At 74.3% G+C, this 21,748-nt stretch carries 13 protein-coding genes; 1 reads left to right on the forward strand and 12 read right to left on the reverse strand.

Annotated elements, in window-relative coordinates; genetic code table 11:
• The first annotated feature begins 5 nt into the window (after positions 1-5).
• On the forward strand, positions 6-2,315 hold the full coding sequence (locus ACIBIW_RS03975) for a CHAT domain-containing protein (RefSeq protein WP_399331589.1): 2,310 nt from the start codon (positions 6-8) through the stop codon (positions 2,313-2,315).
• Between the two features lie 51 nt (positions 2,316-2,366).
• Here the strand turns inward: ACIBIW_RS03975 and ACIBIW_RS03980 are convergent, their stop codons facing one another.
• From ACIBIW_RS03980 to ACIBIW_RS04035, 12 genes are all read right to left on the reverse strand, one after another.
• Entirely contained in the window at positions 2,367-3,083 is a 717-nt protein-coding gene (locus tag ACIBIW_RS03980) for a hypothetical protein (protein WP_399331591.1), read from the reverse strand.
• Entirely contained in the window at positions 3,080-5,704 is a 2,625-nt protein-coding gene (locus tag ACIBIW_RS03985) for an Hsp70 family protein (RefSeq protein ID WP_399331593.1), read from the reverse strand. The genes ACIBIW_RS03980 and ACIBIW_RS03985 overlap by 4 nt, the downstream gene beginning before the upstream one ends.
• Positions 5,701-6,594: a hypothetical protein gene (locus tag ACIBIW_RS03990; protein ID WP_399331595.1), complete on the reverse strand. Its 894-nt coding sequence runs from the start codon at positions 6,592-6,594 to the stop codon at positions 5,701-5,703. The genes ACIBIW_RS03985 and ACIBIW_RS03990 overlap by 4 nt, the downstream gene beginning before the upstream one ends.
• Positions 6,581-7,015: a hypothetical protein gene (locus ACIBIW_RS03995; protein ID WP_399331597.1), complete on the reverse strand. Its 435-nt coding sequence runs from the start codon at positions 7,013-7,015 to the stop codon at positions 6,581-6,583. Before ACIBIW_RS03995 ends, ACIBIW_RS03990 begins: the two co-directional genes overlap by 14 nt.
• The gene (locus ACIBIW_RS04000) at positions 7,012-11,805 is read right to left on the reverse strand and encodes a hypothetical protein (RefSeq protein ID WP_399331599.1); all 4,794 of its coding nucleotides are present in this window, start codon (positions 11,803-11,805) and stop codon (positions 7,012-7,014) included. Before ACIBIW_RS04000 ends, ACIBIW_RS03995 begins: the two co-directional genes overlap by 4 nt.
• A 3-nt stretch (positions 11,806-11,808) precedes the next feature.
• A complete protein-coding gene (locus ACIBIW_RS04005) occupies positions 11,809-13,137 on the reverse strand; it encodes a serine/threonine-protein kinase (RefSeq protein ID WP_399331601.1) in 1,329 nt (442 codons plus the stop codon).
• A 13-nt stretch (positions 13,138-13,150) separates the two neighbouring features.
• Entirely contained in the window at positions 13,151-16,240 is a 3,090-nt protein-coding gene (locus tag ACIBIW_RS04010) for an AAA family ATPase (RefSeq protein WP_399331603.1), read from the reverse strand.
• Positions 16,241-16,562: 322 nt separating this feature from the next.
• Positions 16,563-16,835, reverse strand: coding sequence for a GlsB/YeaQ/YmgE family stress response membrane protein (locus tag ACIBIW_RS04015; RefSeq protein WP_399331605.1), 273 nt, complete (start codon positions 16,833-16,835; stop codon positions 16,563-16,565).
• A gap of 210 nt (positions 16,836-17,045) precedes the next feature.
• Positions 17,046-17,438 (reverse strand): YccF domain-containing protein, encoded by a 393-nt coding sequence (locus ACIBIW_RS04020; protein WP_399331607.1) that lies wholly within the window; start codon positions 17,436-17,438, stop codon positions 17,046-17,048.
• The gene (htpX, locus tag ACIBIW_RS04025) at positions 17,435-18,298 is read right to left on the reverse strand and encodes a zinc metalloprotease HtpX (RefSeq protein ID WP_399331609.1); all 864 of its coding nucleotides are present in this window, start codon (positions 18,296-18,298) and stop codon (positions 17,435-17,437) included. Before htpX ends, ACIBIW_RS04020 begins: the two co-directional genes overlap by 4 nt.
• A 252-nt stretch (positions 18,299-18,550) precedes the next feature.
• The gene (locus ACIBIW_RS04030; protein ID WP_399331611.1) at positions 18,551-20,110 is read right to left on the reverse strand and encodes an NADH-quinone oxidoreductase subunit N; all 1,560 of its coding nucleotides are present in this window, start codon (positions 20,108-20,110) and stop codon (positions 18,551-18,553) included.
• 16 nt (positions 20,111-20,126) lie between these two features.
• On the reverse strand, positions 20,127-21,746 hold the full coding sequence (locus ACIBIW_RS04035; protein WP_399331613.1) for a NuoM family protein: 1,620 nt from the start codon (positions 21,744-21,746) through the stop codon (positions 20,127-20,129).
• Between the last annotated feature and the right edge of the window lie 2 nt (positions 21,747-21,748).

A 21,748-nucleotide genomic window follows, 5' to 3' on the forward strand; every position in this document is an offset into this window, starting at 1 on the left:
CCCACATGAAGACCTTGCAGGTACGCATCTCCCGGCCCAACCTCGGCTCCGCCCAGTACGCGTACGAGCTGCGCTCCTGGGACGAGTCCGCCACCGGGCCCCTCGAACAGGAGCACACCGCCAGCGTCAACCAGGACCTGGTGAAGGGCCTCTGCGAGAAGATCGACGACAGCCTGCGCAGCGCATCGGGCGACGGGGACGCGCTGTGGGCCACCCTCGCCAGGGACGGCCAGGTGCTCTTCGACACCCTGTTCTCGCACACCGGGCAGCCGGAGCTTGTGCAGCGGCTGCGCGAGATGGACGGCCCGCTGCTGGTGCACAGCAACGAGCACCTGATCCCGTGGGAGCTGCTGTACGACGGCGAGAAGTTCCTCGGCCTCACCTACGACCTGGGCCGCCGCGCCACCGTCACCCGCTCCGTGATCGCGGGCCGCAGCAGCAGCCGGGTGCGGCGCGCCCTCGTCGTCGGCGACACCCTCGGCGACCTGGAGTCCGCGCGCGAGGAGACCCGCCGTATCAGCGAGTGGCTGACCGAGCGCGGTGTCGAGTGCACCGTGCTGACCGGACGCAGCGCCACCCCCGCCCGGGTGGTCGGCGAGCTGGCGGACTATACCAACCCGTACGACCTCTTCCACTACTCGGGACATGTCTCGGGCGCCCCCGAGGCCGCGGGGCTGCTGGTGCACGGCCGCAAGCTGATCAACGCCGACGCGCTGCGGCCGCTCGCCAGGATCGGCGCGCCGCCGGTGGTGTTCATCAACGGCTGCGCCTCCGCGCAGGCCACCCTGGAGCCCGGCGCCCGCGCCCTCACGGAGGCGGTGCAGACGATGAGCGCCTGCATGTCCTTCATGGTGATGGGCGCGAAGATGGTCGTCGGCACGCGGGCGCCGGTCGCGGACGCCAGCGCGCTCAGGTTCGCCGAGGAGTTCTACGGGCAGCTCCAGGACCAGGTCCCCGCGGGCGCCGCCATGCGCAGCGCACGGGCCGGGCTCGCCGCGGAGAGCGACACCGCCTGGGCCTCCTTCGTGCTGTACGGCGACCCGGAGGGCCGCATCACCACCGCGGTCGACTCGCGCCCCGCGCCCGCGCCGTACGCGCCGGAGCCCGAGGAGGAGCAGCGCTTCACGCCCGACGCGGCCAAGGTGATGCGGCACGCCAGGCAGTTCGGCGCCCCGCACGCCCTGGTCACCTCGACGGACCTGCTGATGGCGCTGCTGGAGAACGACCATGTGCGCGAGCGCGGCCTGGCCCGGGTCGGCGCCGCGCGCTTCCAGCTCCTCGACGAGGTGCTGCGGCTGCTCGACTCCCGTACCGGCGCCGACGACCCCGGGCCCGAGGAGCAGCGGGCGGGCGGCGGCCGGGTCAACGGGCACGCGCTGCCGGGCGCCCGGGTGAACGGCTCGCACGGGCCCGCGGACGACGACAACGAGTACAGCTCGGTGAAGGTCTCCGACACCATCTCCCGCGTCCTGGACGGGGCGGCGTCGCTGGTGCGCGCCTCGGGGCGGCGTGCCATCAGCGTCGACGACATCGCGATCGCCTTCGTGGACGCGGGCTGCGGCACCTGCGCCGAGCTGTTCGAGCGCTGCCACATCAGGCCCGCGGTCCTGCTGCTGCCGAACCCGCCGTCGGCGGACTCGGCGCAGCGCTCCCTCGACCTGGGCGGCTTCGGCGCGGACGCCGCCGCCGTCATCCACACGGCGCGGCTGCTCGCCTGGGCGCGCGGGGAACGGATCAGTACGTATCTGCTGCTCAAGGCGTTCGCGGTGGCGGGCAGCCCGGCGCTGCTCGACGCGCTCGAAGGCCAGGGCAGGGAGGGCAGGGCGGCGCTGCGCAGGCTGGCGCGCATGCCCAAGCCGAAGCCGGCGGAGTTCTCCTCCCGCACCCTCGCCAGCCTGCGGGAGACCGGCGACCTCAACCCCGAGGAGCCCACCTCCGCCGCGGCCCTGCTGGCGTCGCTGCTCGCCGAGGAGGGCACGTCGGCGCGCAGCCTGCTGGAGCGCTACGGGGTGGACGCGGGGGCGATCGTGCGGGAGCTGCGCGGCTCCGGGGCCGACACGCTGCTGCGTACGCCGGAGACGGCGGGGCCCCAGGCGACGACCCTGGTGACCCCGCCGGGCGGCACCACCCTGCCGCAGCTTCCCGACGAGCTGTTCGAGGCGGTCGGTTCCGAGGCCGCCGACGCCGCGGGGGACGGCCCCGGGGACGATCTCGGCCACGGTGCGGGGGACGGGAAGAGCGCGGGGAAGCAGGACGGCGACGGGCAGGAGCCGGGCGACGCGCCCGAGCGGCCCGAGGAGCCCGCGGGCGAGTAGCCTCCGCGGGGCCCTGCGGGCCGCTCGTCATGCCGTGTCGGCGACCGGGCGTCAGGCCGTGGTGGGGGCGGGGGCGGCGCTCCCGTCGTCCGCCGCGGGCGTGGCCTCGTCCCCGCCCGTACCGCCCGTACCGCCCGTACCGTCCGGCTCGTCCGGCTCGTCCTTCTCCCTCCCTTTCTCCTTCGCCTTCTCCGTGCCCGGCCCCGGCTCCGGCTCCGGCTCCTTGTCCGTCTGCGCGTCCGCGGGGTTCGTCCGCACGTCGTCCGCGGGCTGTTCCGGCACCGGCTCGGCCGCCGCTTCGGTCTCGCCCGTCTCCGCCGTCTCGTCCGCCCGCGCCGGTACGGGGGCCGGGTCGGGCCCCCGGGTCAGCATCGCGAGGCCCCGTAGTGCCGCCGCGTCGCTCGGGCGGCGTTCCAGGACCAGGTTCCAGTGGTGGCGCGCCTCCCCCGGGTCGGACTGCAACAGGCAGGCCAGGGCCAGGGCGCTGCGGGCCTCCGTGTCGTGGGGGCACCAGTGGACGATCGCGGCGAAGCGGTCGCGCGCCGCGCCGATGCGGCCCTCCCTGGCCGCGGCGAGGCCCTCGTTGAAGAGCCTGGCAGGGTGGCTGCGCAGCCTGGCATAGGCGCGCAGCGGGGTCTGGCACTGGCGGCAGGTCTCCGCGGCGGCGTCGTTGACCGCGCGGCAGCGCGGCAGCGGGCAGGCGAGCGAGCCCGTGTCGGGGTGCGGGGCCTGCACGGCGGCCTGGCCCTGCCTCGGTGCGACCGTCATCCGCGGCCTCCGCTCAGGTCGACGGGGAGGCCGATGTCGTCGCTGCCCTGGGGGCCGAGGAGCACCTTGGCGATCTGGCGCAGCCTGGCGACGGCCTTGCTGCTCTCCTGGAGCACCCGCTGAGGCTCGGTGGGCAGCTTGGGCGTCAGCATCTCCAGGTCGTGCTTGATGGTCTCCAGCTCGCGCTGCTCGCTGGTCCTGCCGCTGCCCATCGCGACCCGCAGCATCTCCTCGACGCCCTGGAGCCCGGCGCGCAGCAGGCTCTCGGCGCGCACCTCGACCGGCAGGTCCGCGACCGGAGGACCGGTCCTGCGCAGCCCCTCCAGGTAGTCGTACGTGCGCTGGAGCGCCTGGATGACCTCGCCGTAGGCGAACTGGTCGCCGTTGGTCCACGCGCGCTCGCCACGGCGGCGCTGCTCCTCGATGGAGCGTGCCGTCTCGGCGGCGTCGAAGGGCTTGCCGCCGGGGACGCCGTTCTCGGCGAGGTTGGCGTGCAGGGTCAGGCAGTCCTGCACCAGCTCGTCGAAGTCCTGCTTGGGCGGGGTGAGTTCGACGACGTTCTGGCCGACGGAGTCGGCGACCCGCTCCAGCTCCTGGAACTCGTGGACGGCCCCCGAGGTGTCGCCGTTGCTCTTGGAGTCCTCGAACGCCTTGCGGGCCATGCCCCACTGGGCGCGTGCCGTGTTCTGGGGGCCCGCGGGCAGATAGCCGACGTTGTCCTCGAAGCGCTTGAACAGCGACTCGATCTCGCCCTCGCTGGGCATCTCGCGCTCGGCCGGCAGTTCCAGCAGGGCGTCGTACGTGGCCTCGCCGATGGTGCCGCGCACGGTGATGGCGGCGTTCTCGTGCATGGCGACGTTCATGCTGACCGCGGTGCCGCGCGGGGTGGACGAGGGCACCTCGACGGTGATGACGCGGATCGGCACGCTCTGCTGGAAGAGCCGCAGCTCGACCTTGCTGCGGCCGGGGTGCGCGAACTCGAAGTCGGCCTCGAAGGGCAGCGACTGCATCGCGGGCACCAGTTCCTTGCGGCCCTTGCGGCCGTCGCCGAGGTCGACTTCGAGGAGGACGGCCTTCGACGTGATGGCGGCGCCGCCGGAGCCGCCGAGCGGCTTGGCCGGGCCGGAGCTGTGGGCGAGGGGGCGGCCCGCGGTGGCGCGCAGGTCGCCGAAGCCGTCGTACACCTCGAAGGTGAGGTTGCTCTCCGCGTCGGGCTGGACGGGCACGTCCTTGAAGGAGAACGCGCCCTCGGCCGACAGGTCGGCCTCGTCCTCGTAGCCGGTGGTGGTCAGCCTGACCTGGCCGTCGGTGAGGTCGAGCCCCTCGGCGAGCGCGGTGACGGTGCCGCCGACCGAGGTGGTGGTGCGCCCCGTGGCCGCGGTGCCGTGGAACGAGACGCGTACCGTGCGCTGCTCGTCGTAGACGGCGAGGCCGCCGACGGCGGCGGCGCGCACCGCGGCGCCGAGCGCGACGACGGTGTCGACCTGCTCGTACACCGGCTCCGAGCAGGCGGCGCGTACCTGCCGCGGCGAGTCGGGGGCCGCGGTGCCGCACAGCTCCTGGGCGACCATCTCGCGCACCAGCGGCATATGCGTGGAGCCACCCGCGAGGATGATGTGGTCGACGTCGGCGAGGGTGATGCCGGCGCGCTCCTGGGCGCGGCGGATGGCCTCGTCGCAGTAGGTGAAGGTGCGCTCGATGATGGGGCGGGCGACGTCGTCGAGTTCGGAGCGTTCGAGGACGGTCTCGATGACGACGGGGTTGCCGTCCTTGTCCATGAGGCGGCCCGCGTCGCGCAGCATGTACTCGGTGCGGTCGGTCAGGGCCTTCTTGGCGCCCTCGGCGAGGATGGTGAGCTGGCTGAAGCGCAGCCGGTCCTCGGGGTCGTCCTCGGGGCGCAGGTCGAGCGCGTAGTCGTCCTCCTGGAGCATGTGCTGGAGGTGGCGCGCGAAGGCGGCGTCGATGTCGTCGCCGCCGAGGCGGTTGTTGCCGCTGATGCCCAGCACCTCGAAGGTGCCCGCGGTGCAGCGCAGCACGCTGACGTCGAAGGTGCCGCCGCCGAGGTCGTAGACGAGGAACGTGCCGTTCTGGGTGGCGGTGCGCCAGCAGTAGTGGCTCGCGGCGGCGGTGGGCTCGTGCAGCAGCCCGAGTACTTCGAGTCCCGCCTGCTCCGCGGCCTGCCGGGTGGCGTCGATCTGCGGCTGGTCGAAGTACGCGGGCACGGTCACGACGGCGCGGTCGACGATCCACCGCACGCCCGGGGTGTCGAACCGGGAGACGTCCGCCTCGATCTGCTGCTTCATCTCGGCGAGGATCGCGGCCGACACCTGCGGCGGGGTGAACTCCTCGGCGCCGAGCCGCACCGTGCGCGGGCTGCCCATGAGCCGCTTGACCGAGGTGATCGGCTCGGGGGTGCTGCCCTTGCGGGCGAACGCCTTGCGGCCGACGACGAGGTCGCCGCCCGACGGCGCACGCCACACACAGCTCGGCGTGGTGTACGACTTGGTGACCGGATCGCGGTGGATGACGATCTCACTGTCGGACGGGTTCATGACCGCGACCGCGCTGTTGGTCGTCCCGAGGTCGATTCCGACGGCCTTGCTCACCATCTGCTGCGTCATGCGTTCCCGCCCGTTTCTGCGTTGTCTGCGGCGTTGTCCGCCGCGTCGTTGTCCGCGTCCACCGCGTCTGCCGCGCGGTTCGCCTCGTTCGCGTCCGCCGCGTCGTCCGCGTCGTCCGCTTCATGCGCGTCTGCCGCGTCGCTCACGTCGTCCGCACCGCTCGCGCCGCCGGCCGTCGCCTGGTCCGCCGCGGGGTCCGCCGCCTGTGGGCCATTGTCCGCGGGCGCTTCGGGAGCCCTCCCGTCCGCGTGCTCCCCCGCGGCCTCCGCCTCCGGCGCCCCGGGCGGCTCGGCGGCCCGCGGCGGCTCCGGTTCCGGGGCTCCCATGATGACCCGGGCGAAGCGGACGACGGCGCCGCGGTGGAAGACCGCGGGCTCGTCCGTCTGCGCCACCACTTCGGAGGTGTACTGGGGGCCCTGCCGCCAGCCGACCGGGTCGACCCAGTCGGCGACCGCGTCCGCGGGCTGCCCCACCGGGTCCCTGACCTCGACCTCGTCGTCGGCGAGCGCCTGGAACATCTGGTCCTTGAGGACCCTGAGCTGGCGGTGCAGCCGCTTGTGGCCGCTCTCCGCCATCGGCCCCTCGGCGCGCTGCACCACACGTTCCAGGCTGCCGAGCAGGGAGGCCAGTTCGAACAGGGTCTCCTGGGCCTTCGCCGTCGACTCGGCGCCCACGCCCCTGGCCGCGCCGATGTCGTCCTGGCGCCGCTGGAGCAGCCCGGCAAGCTCCGCCTCGGGCGAGACGGTCTCGCCGAGCCCGGTGGGCACCGCGCGCTCGGTGAACGCGTCCCAGTCGAGCGGCTCGGGGGCCGCGGCCGCCTGGTCCGCCGTACGGGTGCCCGTGGGGCGGATGCCAGAAGAGGGCCCGGAAGAGGGCTCAGAAGAGGACATCGCGTACCTCCAGTTCCGGTTCTGTGTCGCCGGAGGTGACCGGCAGGGTGGCGAGGCCGCCCGCGGGGGTGGCCTCGATCAGCTCGCGCACCGTCCGCCGTACGGCCTCGGGCAGGTCGAAGTCCTCGGGGCCGAGCCGGTGTCCCGGGAGCTTCGCCGGGTTGCCGCGGTTGCGGCGGACGAACGCGTCGCGCCGCCTGTCGCGGTAGTCGGTGGGGCGGGGCTCGGTCAGCTCGTGGCCGAGCCTGGTGTGCGGGTGCTTGATCAGCTCCCGCATCGCCCAGTCGTACAGCTCGCGCTCCTGGGCCGAGGCGGCCGTCTGCATGCCCTCCTCCGCCTGCTCCACGACGGTCTGCTGGTCGGCGTCCACCGGGAGGCCGAGCACGTGGAACGGGTTGGGCCTGTCGTTGGCCGTTGTCACAGGCCGAGCCTCCTCATCAGGTCCCTCACACTGTCGGCGTTGTTGCGCGCCGTCTGGTTGCCCGGGTCGATGCGCTGGGCGTCCATGAGCATCGACAGCGCGGTGTTCAGCTCCGTGGCGAGACGCGGACTGCTGCGCGCATAGCTGCCGTAGGTGTCCATGGCCTTGTCGGCGAGGGCGACGCCGCGGTTGTTGAGGCCGGTGGCGACGCTGCGCAGCGCCTCCTCCGCGTCCGCGTAGTGCTGGGTGTCGGCCGCCGCGGCGCCGGTGCTGGCGAGGTGCAGCGCCTGGCGCATGTGCTGCTCGGCGGCCTTGAAGTCGAAGTCGTTCAGCTCCTTGGTGCCCTTGTTCATGAGGATGACGGCGCGCAGCCGGTCGATGGACTTCTCGGTGGCGGAGCTGCGGGGCACGTCGTCGAGGGCGCGCAGCGCGCTGTCGTAGCGGCGGGCCTTGTTCTCCGCGTACACCTTGTCGAACAGCACGGACTCGCGGCGCCTGTCGAGGAGCGAGGGGGCGTTGGAGTTCGAGGGGTCCCACTTCAGGGCCTCCTCGAAGTAGTCCAGGGCGTCCTTGGTGGTGTCGAGGAAGCCGCGGTCGACCCAGTGCTGGCCGAGCATCTGGTTCTCCCTGAGGTGGCCGCGGCCCGGCTCGCACTGGTCGGCGAGGAGCGCCGCGTAGGGCACGGCGCCGTCGACGACCTTGCGCATCCGGTCGCGCTCGTCCATCTGGTAGAGGCAGTTCTGCCAGCCGTTGTGCCATTCCAGGATGGTCAGCAGCAGCCGCGGCGGCTGGAAGCCGCAGAGCACGGCCTGTTCGAGGGCGGCGATGCCGGACTCGTAGTCCTTGTCGATGCCGTTCGGCAGCTTGGCGACGGCCGCCGGGTCCTCGACGCGTTCGCGCGCGGACTCCACGACCTCGACCGTCCAGGCGTCGATCAGCTCCTTGGCGCGGGCGGACGCGGGCCTGAACAGCTCGGCGTTGGCGCCCGGGGTGTTCATCAGCGCTTCGAGCGCCTCGATGATGTCCGCCGTCGGCCGGTGGGCGCCGGTGTCGGTCCACGCCTGGGCGAAGGGCCCGTCCTTGAGGAGGGCGCGGGTGGTGGAGATGCCGTCGCGCACCGCGGTCAGGCAGCCCAGGTGGAGCCGCGCGCCCTTCCTGTCGCCCTCGACGAGGGCGCGGGCGCCCTGCGCGCGGTGCGCTTCGAGGAGTTCCCCGGTCAGCTCGGCGCGCAGCGCCGCCCGCTCCTCGTCGTCGCCGACGCGGTCGCCGTAGGCGTTCCAGAAGGTGGGCGAGGCGAGCATGAGCGTCCACAGCGCGGTGGCGGTGACGAGGTCCGCCCCGGTGCCCGCGGAGCGGGCGAGGCGGGAGCGTACGTCCTCGCGGTAGAGCACGGCGAGGGAGTGCAGTACGGGGACGTCGAGGCTGTGCTCGGTGACGAACTCGGTCAGCCGCCTGGTGGTGACCGTGGGGTCGTCGCCGACCAGCGCCTCCCACAGCGCGGTCCGCCGCGACAGCGCCTCCTCCAGGGCGCTGAAGCGGCCGGTGCGCTCGATGGGTCCCGGCACGGAGTCGGGGAGCAGATGGGTGAGGAGTGCGTCCATGTGGTCGTCGCGTTCGAGGTCGGCGACCATCTGCACGGCCGGGTGGTCGCCCGGCACGTACCGCAGCGCCTTGCGCAGCCGCAGCCTGGCGCCCTCCGGGTCGTCCTCGGTGTAGGCGACCGTGGCGCGGTGGCAGAGGTAGGCGGCAAACTCCGTGGCGGCAGCGGCGGCCGGGGCGGCCCCGGCGGGCGCGGCCTTGAGGGCGCGGCGCCACATCCGCTCGGCGTTCTTGTGGTCGCCGACGGCGGTGGCGCAGCGGGCGAGGGTGAGCGCCATCGCGCCCTCGTCTGCGTCGGGCGCCGAGTCGCGGTCCGACCTGTCGGCGCGCTCGTGGGCCTTGGCGACGCGCTGGATGGCGGCGGCGAGCGCGGTGGTGCGCGGGTCGCGGCGCTTGGCGCGGGCCACCCGGGCGCAGAGCGCGGGCAGCGCGGTCTCCAGGCTGATCAGTCCTGTGAGGTTGTGGCCCGCGAGGGCTTCGGTGAGGGCGCTCGCGGCGGCGCCCGGGTCCTTGGCGGCGAGCCCGGCGGCGCGGGCGACGAGCAGCGGCGCGGTGAGCGCGGCGATGCCGTCGTCGGGCGGGTCGCCCTGGTCCGGGGTGCCCGCGAGCGCGTGGCCGACGAAGCGGGCGATACGGGCCTCGCGGCCGTCGCCCCAGCCGTCGGGCCCCGGGCCGCCGAGCTGTTCCGCGGCGGGCACTCCGGCGGGCGCGGGGACGCCGACGGCGGCGGTGGCGAGCGCGGTGCCGCCTGCCGCCTGGGCGGCGGCGGGCGCGGGCGCCCCGGCCTCCGCGCCCTGTTCCGCGGGGGCCGTCAGCAGCCGTGCGGCGCCTTCGCGGTCGCCGCGGGCCAGCGCGGGCGCGGCGGCGGCCAGTGCGAGCAGCGGGTCGGACGCGGCCTCCGCGCCCGGCTCCCGGCTGCCCGCGAGGAGTCCGGCGAGGTGGGCCGCGCGGCCGCGCAGCCGGGTCAGCTCGGGCAGCGGGCGCCGCTCGGTGAGGCGTTCGAGCTGGGCGAAGAGTTCCGCGCGCACCTCGTCGTCGGGGGCGACGGCGCAGCCGCGGGCGAGGGCGGCGCCCAGCGCCCTGACGGCGGGCTCGCCGTCGGCGCCCGGGTGGCCGAGCGCCCAGTCGACCATGGTCTCGGCGAGCACCGGCTCGGCGTCCGCGGGCTCCGCCTGGAGCTGGGCGAGGCCGAGGAGCCAGCCGACGTCCTCGCGGTGGCGCACCGGGCGCCAGGGCGCGCGCCCGGTGCCGGGGCGCTGGGCGCGCTCGGCGAGCAGCCTGGCGGCCTGCCCGAGGCCCCTGGCGCCGCCCGGCACGGGCGGCAGCGCGTCCACGCCGGTGACGACGGCGTCGGTGAAGCGGGCCGCGGCGGGCTCGGCGAGCCGCACCGCCTCGTCGCGGCGGCCCTCGGCCCAGGCGACGACGGCGGCGAGGAAGCCGATGAGGCCGAGTTCGTAGCGGGCGCGCGGTGAGCCCTTGGCGGCCAGTGGTACGAGCCGTTCCGTGGCGGCGGCGGTGTCGCCGAGGCGGATCTCGGCGCGGGCGCGAAGCAGTTCGGCGCGGCGCCCCGTGAGGCCGTCGAGGAGGGCGGCGACCTTCGCCGGGTCACCCTGGGCGAGTTCCTGCCCGGCGAGCGCGAGCCGTGCCTGGCGGCGGCCCATGCCGTACGCGTTCTCCAGGCGCTGTCTGCCGTCGTCGGGGTAGGTCGGCAGGGCGAGCAGCCCGTACCAGAGCCACTGTTCGGCCAGCGGCAGCCGGGCGAAGAGGGGGAGCCTGAGCAGCCTGGCCAGTACGGCGTCCTGGCGGCGGGCGGCGGCGACCGCGAGGAGGGCGCGGAGGGTTTCGAGGAGCTGGGGCAGGGTGGCGCCCGCGGTGGGCAGCTCCTCCCACTCGGGCAGCCGCGGCGGCCGTCTGCCCTCGGCGAGCCTGAGCCGGGCGGCGGCGACGTCGCGCAGTTCGCCCGCGTCCGTGAAGGAGGCGCGTTCCGCCTCGTCGAGCGGGGTGTCGGGGTCGGCGTCGACGAGGGGGCCGCCGAGCGCCCAGTCGACGCCGAGCAGGGCGCGGCAGCGGGCGGCCGCGGGGGCGGTCTCGCCGCACAGCAGTTGGGCCCAGGCGGCGTGGTAGGCGATGTCGGCGCGCACCGGCATCCGCTCGGCGAGCGGTACGAGCAGGTCCCTGGCCTCGGTGGCGCGGCCTTGGAGGAGCTGGGCGCGGCCGAGCGCGTAGCGCTGCCAGGGTCCGGTGTCGGGGCCCTCGCCGAGGGCGGCGATGCGCTCCGCGTCGAGCGGGGCCGGGGTGCCCGCGGCGGTGGCGTCGGGGCTGTCGAGCCAGAGCAGCATGCGGGAAAGGTCGGCGAGCTGCGCGCCGCGCTCGCCGAGGGTGCGGGGGTTGCTCTCGGCCGCGGTGACGGCGGCCGCGGGGCTGCCCGCCATCAGATGGGCGGCGATGAGGGCGCGCAGCGCCTCCCCGTCGCGGGGGTCGGCGCGGCAGGCGGCCTCGAAGTACGGGACGGCGCCCGCGGCGTTGTCGGCGAGGAGCAGCTCGCAGAAGCCGAGCGCGCGGGCGCCGCCGGGGACGGCGGTGGGCAGGTCGGCGAGCGCCCTGGCGAGTACCCCGGCCTTGGCGAGGCGGTCGGCGGGCGCCTCGAAGCCCGCGGCGAGCAGCATGGCGAGGTGGTCGTAGACGGCCTGCGGGATCTGCGGGTTTGTGCGCAGCAGGTCGGCGTAGAGGGCGAGTTGGTCCTCGCCGTCGGCGCCGAGGTGGGCGAGTTCCGCGGCGACGTCGGCGGCGGCCTGCGCGGTGAGCCCGCCGGACTGGTAGAGCCTGGTGAACAGGGAGACCGCCTGGGGCGCGTCGCCCGGCGCGCCGCGGCCGCGCAGGGTGCGGGCGAGCGGCAGCCACACGTCGGGCAGCGTGGTGCCCTCCTCGCGGGCGGCGAGTTCGCCGATGTCGCGCAGCCGGTTGACGTCCGGCGGGGTGAGCAGCGCCAGGAACGGTTCGCTGAGCAGCGAGCGCTGGAAGTCGGGCCACAGCTCGGCGGTGCGCGCGGGACGGCTCTCGAAGCGCTCGAACAGGCCGCGCATGCGTTCAAGTCCCTCGGCCGGGTCGCTCTCCTCCTCGGCGCTCGCCCAGGCGTTGATCAGCCGCCCGGTTCCGGACAGGCTGTTCTTGATGGACTTCTGGGGCTTCATCCGTCACCTCCGTCCCTGTTCCGTGCGGCTCAGACGCGCGAAGCGGTCCGCCTGGAACGCGTTTCCGGCCTCTCTGAAGGCCGCTTCGGCGCGCGCGGCGAGCCCCGCGCGGGACTCGCCGCGCGGCACCGGGGCGCCGCGGCGCACCTCGTGGTAGGCGTCGGCCCAGCCGCGTGCGGCCGCGCCGTGGTCGTGCAGGTCCTCGTGGGCGCAGGCGAGTTCGGCGAGCACCGCGGCGCGCCAGGGCGCGAGGCTCGCGCCGCTCTGCCGGGCGAGCAGCCTGCCGAGCCCCGCGACGGCGCGCGCGGGATCGCCCGCGGCACGTGCCGCGCGCGCGTCCGCCAGCTCCTGCGGCTCACCCGCGCGGGCGCGCGCGCCGCGGGGCGCGCCGGGCGCCGCGCCCTGTTCCGCCGCGTCGGCCGCGGCGAGCGCGTCAAGATCCGCCAGCAGGTCGGCGGCGGTGGCGAAGCGGTCGGCGGGGCGCAGTTCGAGGCAGCGCATCACCAGGTCGTCGAGTTCGGGTCCCACGGAGTTGTTGTACGCCGAGGGCTTCGGGGGGGGTCCCGCGCTCTTGCGGTCCCTGAGCCAGTTCGCGTACGAGCGCATCGGCAGGTGGCGCGGGGGCAGCAGGTGGGCGTAAGCGTGCCGGCCGGTCAGGCCCTCGTACACGAGCAGCCCGAGCGAGTAGATGTCGGAGGCGGGCAGGCTGGCGCCGTCGGCGGTCTCGGGGGCCATGTAGTCGGCGGTGCCGACGGTGCCGCGGACGTCGCCGCTCTCCAGCAGCCGGGCGGAGAGCCCGAAGTCGATGAGGCGGACGGTGCGGTCGGTGCCGAGCAGGACGTTGTCGGGCTTGAGGTCGCGGTGCAGCAGCGGCGGCACCAGGGAGTGCAGTCCGCGCAGCGCGACGCAGATCTGCCGGGCCCACTTGAGCATCTGCGACTGCGGTACGCGCTCCATGGCGGCGAACTCGTCGGCGAGCGTGGAGCCGCGCACGTACTCCATGACGAGGAAGGCCCGGCCGCCGAGGTCGGGTGCGAGGCCGCCGTCGAAGACCTGCACCAGGTGGGCGCGGGCCTCGGCGTCGGTGAGGCCGTCCAGCACCTCGGCCTGGAGCAGCACGTCGGCGAAGAGTTCGGCCGCGGTGTCCTCGCGGACGCCGGTGGCGCGCGACAGCTTGCAGGCGACGCTGCGCACGGGGCGGCCCAGGATGTACTGCTCGGCCCTGTACACCCCGCCGAAGCCGCCGCCGCCGAGCCATTCGCGCAGCACGTAGCGCCGGTCGACCGTCCTGCCCGCGAGGTCAAGCAGACCGGAGTCACCGGTCTGTGTCATGCCGCACCTGCCTTCACCCCTCGGTTCCGCCGGGCCCGGCGGGTGTGGCGCCGTCCTGGCCCTCGTCGGGGTAGGACAGCGGCGGCGCGGCCCCCGGTTCCGCCGCGGCGGGCTCGGCGGGCGGGTTTTCCGCCGGGGGGAAGTCCACCGTGGTGTGCGGGTTTCCCGCGGCGTCGACGCGGAAGCCCACGGCGATGGTGGCGGCCCTGCGGTACGCCGTCTGGTCGCGCTCCACGGCGGCCAGTACCGGGGTCTCCACCAGGTCGGACAGCAGCCTCGCCATGATCCGGCCGCCCTCCCTGCCCTGTGCCTCGGTGTTGAGCCTGTGCCCGGTCTCGCCCGCGTACCGCAGCAGCTCCTCGGGCACCACGAGTTCCTTCTCGCGCTTGTCGCGCCAGAAGGCGCGCTGGCGTTCGAGGACCTTGCGTCCGATGCCGGTCATCGCGTCGAGCCCGAGGGGCCTGAAGACGACGATGCGGCGGATGCGGGCGAGGAACTCGGGGGTGAACACGTTCTCGCCGCGCCGGGTGGTGATCTTGCCGAGCCTGGCGCGGACCGCGGCGGCGATCTGCTCGTCGCTCGCGGTGGGCGGCATCGAGGAGATGACCTCGTGGCCCGCGTTGGTGGTCATGACGAAGATGGCGCGGTCGCCGTGCGCCTTGACGCCGCGCTGGTCGGTGATCCAGCCCTCGTCGAAGAGGTTCAGGAAGGGCCGCAGCACCTCCGGGTGCGCCTTCTCGGTCTCGTCGAGGAGGAAGACGCAGTACGGGTCGGCGTTCAGCTCGTTGATGAGCCTGCCGCCCTGGTCGTGGCCGATGTAGCCGGGCGGCGACCCGATGATGCCGGAGACGCTGTGCGGCTCGGTGAAGTTCTCCATGGGGTACGTCTGGAGCCGCTTGGAGGCCGAGTACAGGTTGGCCACGGCCTTGGCCAGCTCCGTCTTGCCGACGCCGGTGAGCCCGGCGAACAGGAGCACGGAGGCGGGCCCCGAGCTGACGCCAGCGAGCCCCGACTTGATCCTGCGCAGCTCCTCGGCGACGACCCGTACGGCGGCCTCCTGGCCGACGACCTCGGTGGCGAGGGCGGCGGCGTGGTCGACGCGTTCGCCGCTGATGCCGGCGATCTGCTCGCGCGGCACCCCGGACAGCTCCGCGACGACGCCGACCACGTCGGACGTCTCGACCGCGTCCCTGGTGCCGCCCTGCTGGGTGCGGGCGTAGTGCAGGTCCTCGCAGGCCCTGCGCAGCACCCGTACCGCGGACAGCGGGAGCTTCTGGTGGGCGATGAAGTCCCCGGCGAGGACGACGGCGCGGGCGACGGCGCGCTCGTCGACGCGGACGTCGAACTCCTGGGCGAGCCCGTCGGCGGCCTGCCGCACCATGGCGCGGGCGTCCTGCTGACCCGGCTCGACCACGTCGACGCGGGTCGTCATCTCCTGGAGGGCGTGGTCGGTGGTCAGCAGGTCCTCGTAGTCGTGCGCGGTGAGCACGCCGATGAGGTGGAGCCTGCGCTCGCCGAGCGCGCGGCGCAGCTCCAGCAGGTGGTTGACGCCGTGCGGGCCGCGCAGCAGCCTGCCGAGGCCGTCCACGCAGACCACCAGGTCGGTGCGGCCCGAGACCTGGCCGACGAGTTCGGCGAGCTGGTCCTTGCTCTGCTCGGGGGCGACGTCCCGGCAGTCGACGCGCAGAAACCTTTTGCGGCGCAGGAAGGGGATCTCGCCCGCGGCGGCCCGCCTGGCCAGCTCGCGCAGCAGCGTCGTGGTGCCGACGCCGGGCAGCCCGGTGATCAGCACGTGGTTGTTCTCGGAGCGGTGCAGGGCGCGGGAGAGCGGGTCGAAGTAGTGGTCGAGGTGGCGGGCGGGCAGGATGCCGTCGGTGCGCGCGAGGTACGTCAGATCCTCGGACGGCGGCAGGAACGACGGCAGCTTGTACGGCACCTCGCGGGGCACGGCGTTGCGGGCGTCCCGCAGGGCCTCGCGCAGATGGCCGCGGAGCTTGTTCAGGTCGAGCCTGAGGGGTTCGGCGGAGAGGACTCCGGCGAGCCGCTGCGGGGGCTCGTCGAGGAGCGCGGCCAGCAGGTGGGGGGTGTCGATGCGCTCCGCGCCCCAGTAGGTGGCGGTACGGCGGGCGCCGCGCAGCAGGGTGACGAGGGTGTCGCCGGTCTCGTCGCGGTGCAGCCTCGGCGGGGCCTCGCGGCCGCGCGTGGAGAGCCGGAAGGCGGCGGCGATGATCTCGACGGCCTTGACGAGGCTGATGTGCGGCGGGAGTTGCAGGCGTACCAGGCGCTCGGCGAGGCCCTCGGTCTCGGAGAGCAGGGCGAGCAGGACGTGCGGCGGCAGCAACCGGTCGTAGCCGAGGTCGGCGCCGAGGCCCGCGGCCTGCTCCAGGGTGGCCCAGGCGTCGGCGGTGAACTCCTCGGAGCGCAGCCGCCCCGAGCTGTCGTCGAACAGCTCGGGCAGCGGCTCCAGATGGATACGGACCCGCTCGCGCAGCAGCCGGGCGGCGAGCGGGGCGTCGAGGACGCCGAGGAACTCGCGGTCCTGGGCGTCGGGGTTTTCGAGGACGCAGGCGACGAGGAGTTCGAGCGCGACGTCGGCGAGCCGCCCCGGCAGCCTGCCGCGGCGCGCGGGCGGCGGCGGCTTGGCGAGGAGGACCGAGCGGCTGGGATCGGGCCCGGCGGCGGACGCGGCGGCGCGCTCGGCCTCGGAGTCGGCGAAGGCGGCGAAGTCGTCGAGGGCGGCGAGCAGTTCCGGGGCGACTCCGGCGGGCGAGCCGTCGAACTCGTAGCCGTCGCCCGGGGGGTTGTAGACGTCGACGGTGTCGAGGACGTGCCGGACGGCGGCGCCCTCGGCGAGCGCGGTCTCCAGCGCGGGCAGCGGGCCGCCGCGCTCGGCGAGCGCCGCGTGCAGGACGTCGCTGGGGCGCAGGCGCGCGGAGACCCGCTGGGCCGCGGCCATGAGGACGTCGGCGGTGCGCGGGTCGCCGAGCGCCGAGGGGTCGAGCACCCCCGAGGTGAAGAAGAGCTGGGCGCCGCCGCCTCTCGCGGCGCGCGCCGGCCCGTGTGGTCCCGCCGCTTCCCCCGGCCCCCCGGCCTGTGGCCGCATGCCCGACAACGCCACCTTACGGTCCCCCCGACCCGGCGGTGCCGCCACGACGGCACCGCCCGTTGCTTCCGTACGATCCGAACGTAGCGACTGCCGCCCGGGCAGCGCGAATCGGCAAAAGTCCGTCACAACTATTCGCCGCTGGCCACGGGCGCGCCACCCCTTCAACCGGATCGCGCGCTCTCGATGCCAATTTGACATCGACGGCGCGGGACCCCTCACGAAACAGCGCGCCGCCCCCCGGTTCTCAGGGGGGCGGCGCGCCTCACGTGCCCGGCGGCCCGCCGCGTGGGGCCTGCTCGGTGGTCCGCTGCCGCGGCCGTCAGCGGCGGGAGCGGGAGTTGCCGAAGAGGATGCGGTAGACGACCAGCAGCACCAGGGCGCCGCCGATGGCGGAGATCCAGGTGGGGCCGTCGTAGAAGTGCTTGTTGATCGGGTGGTCGAGGAACTTCGACGAGATCCAGCCGCCGAGGAAGGCCCCGATGATGCCGATGAGCGTGGTGCCGATCAGACCGCCCGGGTCGCGGCCCGGCAGCAGGATCTTGGCTATCGCCCCTGCCAGCAGTCCGAGGATGATCCAGCCGATGATGCCCATGTCCTGACCTCTCTGCGGTGCGGTCTCGCCGCACGCCACCGTTGCCCTCGCGACCGCGGTCGGACGCCCTTCCACCCGGGAGGACGCCCCCCGGACACCACGCGGTTGCGCGGGTCGCGGGCTCGTACGGAGGTGAGGGTGCCCGGACGACGACGGTTCACGCGCCCGGACTGGGACGGGGCCGCGGCCCGCACGGGGGTCCCGGCGGGGCTACCAGCCGGCGAACTGCTGCTCCGTGGAGACGATTTCCCGGCCCAGGGGGGTCAACGAGATCGGGATGAGCTTGAAGTTGGCAAGGCCCAGCGGGATGCCGATGATCGTGATGCACTGGGCGATGCCGGTGAACAGGTGGCCGAGCGCGAGCCACCAGCCGGCCAGGATGACCCAGAGGACGTTGCCGATGAGGGAGCCCGCGCCCGCGTCCCTGCGCTCGACCGCCGCGCGGCCGAAGGGCCACAGCGCGTAGACCGCGATGCGGAAAGCGGCTATGCCGAAGGGGATGCCGATGATCGTGATGCAGAGGATCGCCCCGGCGACCACATAGCCGAGGAAGAGCCAGATCCCTCCGAAGATAAGCCAGATGAGGTTGAGGATTGTCTTCACCGGTGACGACCTGCCATCTGTTCTAGTCGGGCGATCCGCTCCGCCATCGGCGGGTGGGTGGAGAACATCTTCGCCATTCCCCGCCCCGGTCGGAAAGGGTTCGCAATCATCATGTGACTTGCCGTCTCGATTCTGGGCTCCGGCGGCAGCGGCAGCCTGCGCGTCCCGTCCTCCAGCTTGCGCAGGGCGCTGGCGAGGGCGAGCGGGTCGCCGGTGAGCTGGGCGCCGGAGGCGTCCGCCTGGTACTCACGGGACCTGCTGACGGCGAGCTGGATGACGGAGGCCGCGAGCGGGCCGAGCAGCATGATCAACAGCATGCCGAAGAGGCCGGGGCCCTCGTCGTCCTCCGAGCGGCCGAACGGGATCAGCCAGGCGAAGTTCACCAGGAAGATGATCACCGAGGCGAGGGCGCCCGCCACGGACGAGATCAGGATGTCGCGGTTGTAGACATGGCTCAGCTCGTGCCCGATCACGCCGCGCAGCTCGCGCTCGTCGAGCAGCCGCAGGATGCCGTCGGTGCAGCAGACCGCGGCGTTGCGCGGATTGCGGCCCGTCGCGAACGCGTTCGGCGCCTCGGTGGGCGAGATGTACAGCCGCGGCATCGGTTGGCGGGCCTGCGTCGACAGGTCGCGGACCATGCGGTAGAGCGCCGGGGCCTCGAACTCGCTCACCGGGCGGGCCCGCATCGCGCGCAGGGCCAGCTTGTCGCTGTTCCAGTACGCGTATGCGTTCGTGCCGAGCGCGACGAGCAGCGCGATCACCAGGCCCATGCGGCCGAAGAAGCTGCCGATCACGAGGATGAGCGCGGAGAGACCTCCGAGAAGAAGGGCGGTCTTGAGCCCGTTGTGGCGGCGGTGCACTACGCCCTCCTGGTGGTGCGGCGGGGGAACGCTTCTGCTTGTGGGGTGCGGCTTACCTGTCCAGTGGACCCTCCTGCACAGATCAACGCCACCTCTCGACGCCAAGTTCCCCGCGAGGGCGGAGGACGCCGAACGGGGGATGCGGAGGGTGGCGGGGTGGTTACTTCGGGTGGGTGCGGGGGGTCTTTTGAACGGCCGGCGGGAGGCGGGGGCGCGGGGCGGGACGCGGGCCCGGTCGCCCCGCCCGGTTGTCTAGAAGAGCGCTCCGGAGGAGAACCGCAGGACCAGTTGGGGCGCGCCCGAGAGGGCGAGGGCGGTGGCGCAGGTGAGGGCGATGGTGGCCGCGATCGGCAGCGGTACGCGCGCGGTGGCGGCCCCGTCGGGGGACGGCGCCGCGGGGGCGGCGTCCGGTGCCTCCCCGGCGTCGGGCGCGCGGAACAGCGCCGCCGTCCACCGCAGGTAGTAGTACAGGCCGAGCACCACGTTGACGGCCATGACCACGGCGAGCCAGCCGAGCCCCGCGTCGACCGCCGAGGAGACCACCGTGACCTTCGCGAAGAGCCCGATGATCCCGGGCGGCAGGCCCGCCAGGCAGAGCAGGAAGAAGCCGAGCACCACCGCGGCCAGCGGGTGGCGCCCGTACAGGCCCCGGTAGTCGGAGAGCCGGTTCAGCGGCGCCGCGCGCGCCACCAGTGCCGCGACCGCGAAGGCCCCCATGTTCACGGCCGCGTACATCAGCGCGTACGAGAGCGTGGAGCCGATGGCGTGCCGCGGCCGGTCGGAGTAGCCGGCGGCGGCGATCGGCACCAGCAGGTAGCCCGCCTGCCCCACCGACGACCAGGCGAGCAGCCGTACGGCGCCGTACGCGCGCGTGGCGCGCTGGCGCAGCGCGGCCACGTTGCCCGCGGTCATGGTGAGCGCCGCGAGGACGGCGAGCACGGGGCCCCACACGTCCGCGTACGAGGGGAAGCCGACGACGGTGACGAGGATGAGCCCGGAGAAGCCGACCGCCTTGCCGACGACGGACAGGTACGCGGCGACCGGCAGCGGGGCGCCGACATAGGTGTCGGGCACCCAGAAGTGGAAGGGCACCGCCGCCGTCTTGAAGGCGAAGCCGACCAGGGTGAGCGCCACGCCCGCGCGCGCGAGCGTGTGGAGCTGCCCGTCCACGGCGTCGAGCCGTTCGGCGATGCGGGCCAGGTAGAGGCTGCCGGTGGCGGCGTAGACGAAGCTGGCGCCGAGCAGGGTGACGGCCGTGGCGGTCACCGAGGAGAGGAAGAACTTGAGCGCGGCCTCGGCCGAGCGCCGGTCCCCGCGCCGCATCCCGACCAGCGCGAACGCCGGGAGCGACGCCACTTCGAGCGCCACCACCAGGGTCGCCAGGTCGCGGGCGGCGGGCAGCAGCGCGGCGCCCGCGGCGGACGACAGCAGCAGGAACCAGTACTCGCCCTCGGGCAGGGCGCGTCCCACGCGCGCGTCACGGCGGCCGGTGACGGACATCAGCGCGGCCACCAGCGCGCCGCCGAGCACCAGGAACTGCACGACGAGCGCGAAGCGGTCGGCCGCGTAGGAGCACAGCGCGCTCTCGCGCGCGGTGCAGAAGGTGGTGCGGTCGCCCTCGCGCAGCGGCAGCAGGGTGAGCGCGGCGAGCGCGAGCCCGGCGACGGAGACCCAGCCGAGGAGCGGTTTGCGCGCGGCGGGCAGGAACAGGTCGGCGACGAGCACGAGCAGCGCGAAGGCGGCGGTGAGCGCGGGCGGCGCGATGGCCACCCAGTCCACCGACTGCACGGCGCCGGCGGCGGTGAAGGTCACGGGGTGCCTCCTGCGGTCACGGGGTGCCTCCTGCGAGCAGGTGCTGGACGGCGGGGTCGCTGAGGCCGAGCAGCGCGGCGGGCCAGAGCCCGGCGACCACGGTGAGGACGACGAGCGGCGACCAGGCCGCGACCTCGTGGCCGCGCACGTCGGGCAGCGGCGGCGGGCCGCCCCGCTCCCCCGCGGGCGCGGCGCCCCGCCCCTCCTCGGGCGCGGCGGCGCCCATGCAGACCCTGCGCACCACGAGCAGCATGTACGCGGCGGTGAGCAGGGTGCCGAGGCCCGCGAGCGCGGTGAAGGCGAGGTAGGCGGGCCTGCTGAGGGCGCCGTCGGGGCGGAACGCGCCGAACATCGCCAGCATCTCCCCCCAGAACCCGGCGAGTCCCGGCAGCCCGAGCGAGGCGACCGCGGCGAACGCGAGGAGGCCGCCGAGGCGGGGCGCGCGCCGGTAGAGGGCGGCGCCGCTCTCCCTGGCCAGGGTGTCGAGGTCGGTGGTGCCCGTGCGCGCCTTGAGGCCGCCGACGAGGAAGAACAGCAGCCCGGTGATGAGGCCGTGGGCGATGTTCGCGTAGAGGGCGCCGTTGACGCCCGTGGGGGTCATGGTCGCGACGCCGAGGAGCACGAAGCCCATGTGGCCCACGGAGGAGTAGGCGACGAGCCGCTTGAGGTCGCCACCGCCGCCGCGGCGTACGAGGGCGAGGCAGGCGAGCGACCCGTAGATGATCCCGGCGACCGCGAACGCGGCCAGGTAGGGCGCGAAGGCGTGCATGCCGTCGGGGGCGACCGGCAGCAGGATGCGGACGAAGCCGTAGGTGCCCATCTTCAGCAGCACCCCGGCGAGCAGTACGGAGCCGACGGTCGGGGCGGCGGTGTGGGCGTCGGGCAGCCAACTGTGCAGCGGCCACATCGGGGACTTCACCGCGAGCCCGAGCCCGATCGCCAGTACGGCGATGACCTGCACGGACGTGCTGAGGCCCCGGCCGTTGTCAGTGGCGAGTGCCACCATGTCGAAGGTGCCGGCCCGCAGCCCGATGAGGAGCAGGCCGAGCAGCATGACCACCGAGCCGAGGAGGGTGTAGAGGATGAACTTCCACGCGGCGGCCTGCCTGGCCGCCCCGCCCCAGCGGGCGATGAGGAAGTACATCGGGATGAGCACCGTCTCGAAGGCGAGGAAGAAGAGCAGCAGGTCGAGGACGGCGAAGGTGGCCAGCGTCCCCGACTCCAGCACGAGCACCAGCGCCACGAAGGCCCTGGTCCCGGGGCCGCGCCCGGCGGGGGGCGCCTTGTAGCTATAGAGCGCGCACAGGAAGGTAAGCAGGGCGGTCAGCAGCAGGAGGGGGAGTGAGATGCCGTCGACACCGAGGTGGACGCGCACGCCGAGCGCGGCGATCCAACTGATGTCCGTGCTCGCCTGCATCGTCGACGGGTGGTCGCGGTCGAAGCCGAGCGCGAGGACGACGGCCGCGGCCAGGACGGCGCCGGTCACCAGCACCCCGTGCCGCAGCACGGCCTGCTGCGGCGACTTCCCCTTCAGCCCGGGCGGCGGTGGCAGGAAGACCGTGGCGGCGCCGATGAGCGGGCCCACGACGATCAACGCGAGGAGGGCCTGCATCACGGACTCGCTGATATCGATCACGG

The organism is Streptomyces sp. NPDC050560 (assembly GCF_044457285.1).
Lineage (GTDB): Bacteria > Actinomycetota > Actinomycetes > Streptomycetales > Streptomycetaceae > Streptomyces.